Origin of the sequence: uncultured Christiangramia sp. (genome assembly GCF_913046405.1) — a bacterium.
GTDB classification, from domain to species: Bacteria; Bacteroidota; Bacteroidia; order Flavobacteriales; family Flavobacteriaceae; genus Christiangramia; species Christiangramia marina.
In genome coordinates, this window is record NZ_CAJWRQ010000121.1 from 1 (window position 1) to 7266 (window position 7266).

General features: G+C 38.2%; 5 protein-coding genes. 3 read left to right on the top strand and 2 right to left on the bottom strand.

Annotated features, from left to right (window positions below; translation table 11 throughout):
* The coding region (locus QZ620_RS12735) for a DNA gyrase subunit A (RefSeq protein ID WP_295182289.1) at positions 1 to 1243 on the bottom strand (1243 nt) is incomplete at its 3' end.
* Positions 1244 to 1489: 246 nt separating this feature from the next.
* On the opposite strand from QZ620_RS12735, the gene QZ620_RS12740 reads away from it, so the two are divergent.
* Together QZ620_RS12740 and QZ620_RS12745 are read left to right on the top strand one after the other, a co-directional pair.
* Complete coding sequence (locus QZ620_RS12740) at positions 1490 to 4042, top strand: ATP-dependent Clp protease ATP-binding subunit (protein WP_295182292.1); 2553 nt, start codon at positions 1490 to 1492, stop codon at positions 4040 to 4042.
* 37 nt (positions 4043 to 4079) lie between these two features.
* Positions 4080 to 4544 (top strand): hypothetical protein, encoded by a 465-nt coding sequence (locus QZ620_RS12745; protein ID WP_295182295.1) that lies wholly within the window; start codon positions 4080 to 4082, stop codon positions 4542 to 4544.
* An 11-nt stretch (positions 4545 to 4555) separates the two neighbouring features.
* Here QZ620_RS12745 and QZ620_RS12750 read toward each other — a convergent pair whose 3' ends face one another.
* A complete protein-coding gene (locus tag QZ620_RS12750; protein ID WP_295182298.1) occupies positions 4556 to 6088 on the bottom strand; it encodes an NAD(P)H-hydrate dehydratase in 1533 nt (510 codons plus the stop codon).
* 117 nt (positions 6089 to 6205) lie between these two features.
* Here QZ620_RS12750 and gcvT point away from each other — a divergent pair.
* Positions 6206 to 7266 (top strand): glycine cleavage system aminomethyltransferase GcvT (gcvT, locus tag QZ620_RS12755; RefSeq protein WP_295182301.1); only part of this gene is annotated, 1061 nt, incomplete at its 3' end.

The following is a 7266-nucleotide window of genomic DNA, read 5'->3' on the forward strand; positions in this document are numbered from 1 at the left end:
CTGAAAGTTCAAAACGATCAATTAATTTATTACGAGCTTCTTCTGCATTAGAAGAAGAACGTATCAAAGCAATCACTTCATCTATATTATCTGAAGCAATGATCAATCCTTCCAGGATATGAGCACGCTCTTTAGCTTTCCGAAGTTCAAATTCAGTCCTTCTAACAACCACATCATGTCTGTGCTCTACGAAGTGGTGAATAAGATCCTTTAAATTCAACATTTGCGGTCTTCCATTAACCAGTGCAATATTATTTACACTAAAAGAAGATTGTAATGCTGTGTGTTTAAATAAGGTATTAAGAACGATGTTAGGAATAGCATCTCTTTTCATCTGGTATACGATACGCATACCATTTCTATCAGATTCATCTCTAATCAGACTAATTCCTTCGATCTTCTTGTCGTTTACAAGGTCTGCTGTTTTTTTGATCATATCAGCTTTGTTCACCTGATATGGTATTTCTGTAACAACAAGATATTCACGACCTGCAATCTCTTCCATATGCGATTTAGCACGCATTACGACTCTACCTCTTCCTGTTTTGAAAGCTTCCTTAACGCCATCATAACCATAAATAATTCCTCCTGTCGGGAAATCTGGAGCTTTAATATATTGTATAAGCTCATCGATCTCTATATCGTGATTATCGATATAAGCGATGGTACCATCTATAACTTCATTTAAATTATGAGGAGGCATGTTCGTAGCCATACCAACAGCAATACCACTAGCCCCATTCACCAATAAGTTTGGCACTCGTGTTGGCATTACGACAGGCTCACTTAATGAGTCATCAAAATTCAGCTGGGTATCTACTGTTTCCTTGTCGATATCTGCAAGCATGTCCTCACTGATCTTACGCATACGCGCTTCAGTATAACGCATCGCTGCAGGACTATCCCCATCTACAGATCCAAAGTTACCCTGGCCATCTACGAGCATATACCGCATGCTCCATTCCTGGGCCATACGCACCATAGTATCGTATACTGAAGAATCCCCGTGCGGGTGATACTTACCTAATACCTCTCCTACGATTCTAGCAGATTTCTTATAGGCTCTATTTGAAAGTACTCCAAGCTCATACATACCGTAAAGCACACGTCTATGTACAGGTTTCAATCCATCACGAACATCTGGTAGTGCACGTGACACAATGACCGACATCGAATAATCGATGTAGGCAGATTTCATTTCATCTTCAATATTGATAGGAATTAGCTTTTCTCCTTCAGCCATATTAAAAAATTTAATTATCTTAAAATTGTAAGGGGCAATTTACATATTTTATACCTCTTTAACGTCCCGTAATCTCTGAGCTTAAGTATTTTTTATTAACAAATTTTTATTGTATTTTGGTTAATAAGTTCATTATTTTCCCTTTTGAAAAGTGATGGTTATTTTGTCACTTAGCTATGGTCACCTTATTAGGTACAGTTTTTGTCCTATTTGGAGTGAAAATAAAATTGAGAAAGGAAGATAAAAATGGATGATAATTTTTCACCAAGAGTAAAAGACGTTATTGCTTACAGTAAAGAGGAAGCATTAAGGCTTGGTCATGATTTCATTGGAACAGAGCATCTAATGCTGGGGTTGTTGCGAGATGGAGACGGGAAAGCTATAGATATTCTAACCGCGTTGGAAATTGACCTTAGCCATTTGAGACGTAAAGTCGAAATACTAAGCCCTGCAAATCCCAATACTGTTACTATAAGTAATGAAAAGAAAAACCTGCATCTTACCAGGCAGGCAGAGCGAGCATTGAAAACTACATTTCTGGAAGCCAAATTATTCCAGAGTGCTTCGATTAATACCGCACATTTATTATTGTGTATTCTTAGAAATGAGAATGACCCAACTACCAAACTGCTGAATAAATTGAGAATAGACTACGATGGCGTTAAAGATCAGTTTAAATACATGATCGCTAGCGATGAAACCGACTTTTCAGATAGTCCAACGGCGGAGTCATTTTCAGATGATGAAGGAGATGAAGCTACGAGGGAAAATCCGTTTAGCGGAGGTGGCGGTGCTAGTACAGGTAAAACCAATAAGAAATCAAAAACTCCGGTTCTTGATAACTTCGGAAGAGACCTCACTGCAATGGCTGAAGCTGATAAGCTAGATCCTGTGGTTGGAAGAGAAAAAGAGATCGAAAGAGTTTCTCAGATTCTTAGTCGTAGAAAGAAAAATAATCCATTATTGATAGGAGAACCGGGAGTTGGTAAATCTGCTATTGCTGAAGGATTAGCACTAAGAATCGTAAAAAGAAAGGTTTCCAGGATCTTATTTGATAAAAGAGTGGTTACTCTTGACCTCGCTAGCCTGGTTGCTGGCACAAAATATCGAGGACAGTTCGAGGAAAGAATGAAGGCCGTGATGAACGAGCTTGAAAAGAATGATGATATCATCCTTTTCATAGATGAGATTCATACGATTGTTGGCGCTGGTGGTGCAACAGGTAGTCTGGATGCTAGCAATATGTTTAAACCTGCACTTGCAAGAGGTGAAATCCAATGTATTGGTGCTACTACCCTTGACGAGTACAGACAATATATCGAAAAAGACGGTGCTTTAGAAAGAAGATTCCAGAAAGTAATAGTGGAACCTACTACTGTAGATGAAACCATAGAAATCCTTAATAATATTAAGGATAAATATGAGGACCACCATAATGTACAATATACAAACGAAGCGATCGAAGCTTGTGTAAAGTTAACGAATCGTTATATGACCGATAGGTTTTTACCAGATAAGGCTATTGACGCATTAGATGAAGCAGGATCAAGAGTTCATATTACTAATATCGATGTACCAAAACAGGTGCTGGATCTTGAACGAAGGCTTGAAGAAGTTCGTGAAAACAAGAATTCTGTAGTTAAGAAACAGAAATATGAAGAAGCTGCGAAACTGAGGGATGATGAGAAAAATATTGAAAAAGAACTTGCCGTAGCTCAGGAGAAATGGGAAGAAGAGTCAAAGAAACATAAGGAAATTGTTTCTGAAGATAGCGTAGCTGATGTTGTTTCGATGATGACTGGAATTCCGGTAAATCGTATTGCTCAAACCGAGAGTAATAAACTTGTGGAACTTCCTCAATTGATCAAAGGAAAAGTAATTGGTCAGGACGAAGCTGTAGGCAAAGTTGTAAAAGCCATACAAAGGAATCGCGCCGGACTTAAAGATCCAAATAAACCAATTGGTTCATTCATATTCCTTGGACAAACTGGTGTAGGTAAAACTCAGTTGGCTAAAGTACTAGCAAGAGAATTATTTGATAATGATGATGCTCTTATCAGGATAGATATGAGTGAGTACATGGAGAAATTCGCTGTTTCAAGATTAATTGGAGCACCTCCAGGATATGTTGGTTATGAAGAAGGTGGACAACTTACTGAGAAAGTTCGTAGAAAGCCATACGCTGTGATCCTATTGGATGAGGTTGAAAAGGCACATCCAGATGTTTTCAATATGCTATTACAGGTATTGGATGATGGGTATCTAACCGATAGTCTTGGAAGAAAGATCGATTTTAGAAATACGATCATCATTATGACTTCCAATATTGGAGCCAGAAAATTAAAAGACTTTGGTCAGGGTGTTGGTTTTGGAACTACCGCTCAGAAATCTCAGGTGGATGATAACGCCAGAAGCGTGATTGAAAATGCATTGAAAAAAGCATTCGCTCCCGAGTTTTTAAACAGGATTGATGACGTAGTGATCTTTAACGGTCTTGAAAGAGAGGACATTCATAAGATCATCGATATCGAACTTGCGAAATTGTTTGGGAGAATTCAGGGACTTGGATACGATCTTACCCTTACAGATAAGGCTAAAGATTTTATTGCAGATAAAGGTTTTGACAGGCAATATGGTGCCAGGCCATTAAATCGAGCTATTCAGAAATATATTGAAGATGCCTTAGCTGAAGAGATCATTACTTCAAATCTCAAGGAAGGAGACAAGATCACGATGGATCTGGATGAAGAGAAAAGTGAACTGACTATAGATATTCAGAAATCCGTAGAAACTGAATAATATTTAAGTTCAGAAAATAAAAAAACCTGCCATTTTCATGGCAGGTTTTTTTATTCTTGGTTTTCAACCAAACTTCAGTAATTTAGCCGAAAATTGTCCCAATAATCGTATGAACTACCCTACTATTGAACTTGATTTTGGCAGTATTTCTATTCATGAAGATTTTATGATCGCTAAAATGAACGAAGGAATTCTGTTTGATATTAGCAAAAATGAAACTCTTCTTGAAATTGGAACTGAAGTATTCCAGGGAAAACCATACGCTTACATATCACACAGAGTGAATAGCTACGCGGTAGATCCAATGGTTTACAAACAATCTGCAAAATTTCAAAATCTAAAAGTTATCGCGGTTGTCAGTGATAATGACATGACCAGAACCCTGGCCTCTACAGTTGAAAAGGAATTTTATATCGATGCAAATTCCTTCAAGGTTTTTGCTGAACTAGAGGATGCTACCAGTTGGGTACAGGAGAAATTATCGCTATCGGTCACCGAATAAGATTTATCAGTTTAATTCTTTTGTTCTGGTTCGGGATTTCTATTAAACAGTTGCTGTACTGCACGACCAATATTGTCTGCAATGTCGCCGGCAAGCAAACTTTCATATCCTAATTGATCACTTGCTAAAGTACCACTTGAACCGTGTAAGTAGACAGCCAGAATCGTCGCCGCCAGGCTACTATAATTCTGACCTATAAAACTTGTGATAACTCCTGAGAGCACATCACCGCTACCAGCAGTTGCCATTCCCGGATTCCCTGAAGAATTTATGTAGACCTCCTCATTATTTACAATAAATGTATGAGCACCCTTTACAACAATGATAAGTTTAAACTTTTTGCTTAAAGCTTTAACCTTGTCAAGTTTATCAAAATCATCCTTCCACTCCCCTATTAGTCTTTTCAACTCGCCTGGATGCGGAGTAATAACGGAGTTTTCAGGCATTTTTTTCAAAAGTGACTTGTTTTGCGATAAAATATTGATTCCGTCAGCATCAATCACAACTGGTTTCTTCTGAGTTTCTAAAAATTCTCCAAAGGCGTTAGCCGTAGCTTCATTAGTTCCTGCTCCCATTCCGAAACAAAAAACATCAGCATCAAAATCTAATGGAAATTTGGTGATCATTTTAGTATTTTTATCTGTGAGTACCATCACTTCCGGAATGGATATCTGGAGGGCATCATATCCACATTCCGGGATATAAACCGTACAGAGTCCCGTACCCGATCGCATCGCGGCCCTAGATGCCAGAATGACGCTACCTATTTTACCGTAGCTTCCTCCAATGATCAAAACCTTTCCATAGTCGCCTTTATGAGAGTTTATTTTTCTTGACCTATATAAACTTTGAGCTTCCTCTTTTCCTATTAAGAATATATTGGAATCCACTTTCCCCAGATATTCCCGATCTAGTGCTATATCGATGACCTGTAAATCACCAACATATTCCATGGTATCTGGCAGGTAAAAACTGAGTTTAGGAGATTGAAAGCTTAATGTATATCCTGCCTGAATTACTGCTCCATCCTTAAAAACCTGATCTGGTGCTAGACCACTCGGCATATCGATAGATAAGACAAAAGCTTGTGAAGTATTTATCAAATTAATTAAACTAGCAGGCCATCCTTCTACTGGTCGGTTCAAACCAATTCCAAACAACGCGTCTATAACAAAATCACCAGTATGAATTTCAGGGAAACCGTTTTTACTCTTTATAAGTTCCGGCCAGTCATTTGTGATTTCCTTCAATTTCTCATAATTGCTCAAGAAATCTTCAGATCTTTCATCACTATAATTAACTATAAATGTACGAACCTCGTATCCATGCTGAATAAGATGCCTGGCAACCACCAATCCGTCTCCTCCATTATTACCAATTCCACAGAAGATCTTTATGGGAATTGGGGCTCCCTGCAATCTTTTATGAATTTCATTAAATACAAGTGTTCCAGCCCGCTCCATAAGTTCTTCTGAAGTGATTTCCTGCTTTTCCAGAGTGACCTTATCTGCCTCTGCTAATTGTGCTGCCGTAAGTATTTTCATTGGGTAAATCTTTCTTGTTCTTTCTTTTTTCGAAGCCTAAAGATACTCATATAAAAACGCTTATTTAATATTGTATTCTAACTGAATTCAATAAATTTGGGCAAATTTTTGACAATAATGAAAGAAGTAGCCCTGTCTGCAATACACAATGAATTAAATGCCAAAATGGTACCTTTTGCTGGACACAATATGCCAGTATCTTATGAAGGTGTAAACATTGAACATCAAACTGTACGAGAAAAACTTGGTGTTTTCGATGTTAGCCACATGGGAGAATTCCTGATCTCCGGAGAAAATGCATTAAAGCTTATCCAGAAGATCAGTTCTAACGATGCTTCCAAGCTTACAGATGGGAAAGCTCAGTATTCTACGATGCCTAACGAAGATGGTGGTATTGTGGATGATCTTATCATTTACAGGCTGGAAGCTGAAAAATATTTGTTGGTAGTAAACGCTTCGAACATCGATAAGGACTGGAACTGGATCTCTCAGCATAATGATGTAGATGCAACTATGCGTGACATGAGTGATGAATTGTCGTTACTGGCGATACAGGGGCCTAAAGCTGCTGAAGCTATGCAATCACTTACATCGATCGACCTTCAGAATATGAAGTTCTACACTTTCGAGGTCGGTACTTTTGCTGGTGTGGAAAAAGTGATCGTTTCAGCTACAGGTTATACGGGAAGTGGCGGGTTTGAAATTTATTTCAGAAATGAAGATGCTCCTCAAATCTGGGCAGCAGTAATGGAAGCGGGAGAAGAATTTGGTATTAAACCAATAGGACTCGCAGCAAGAGATACATTAAGACTGGAAATGGGATATTCCTTATACGGGAATGATATTGACGATACTACTTCCCCTATTGAAGCAGGTCTTGGCTGGATCACAAAATTCAGTAAAGATTTTATAAATAGTGAAGCGCTTAAAAAGCAAAAAGAAGAAGGTCCAAAACGAAAGTTAATCGCTTTTGAAATGGATGAAAGAGCTATCCCCAGACAGGGATATGATATTGTAGATGAAAACGGCAAGAAAATTGGAGAGGTCACTTCGGGCACCATGTCACCATCCCTTGAAAAAGGAATTGGATTAGGATATGTACCGGTAGAAGTTGCAGGTGTTGGAAATAAAATTTCCATTCAGATAAGAAAAAAAGCTGTAAAAGCAACTCAGGTGAA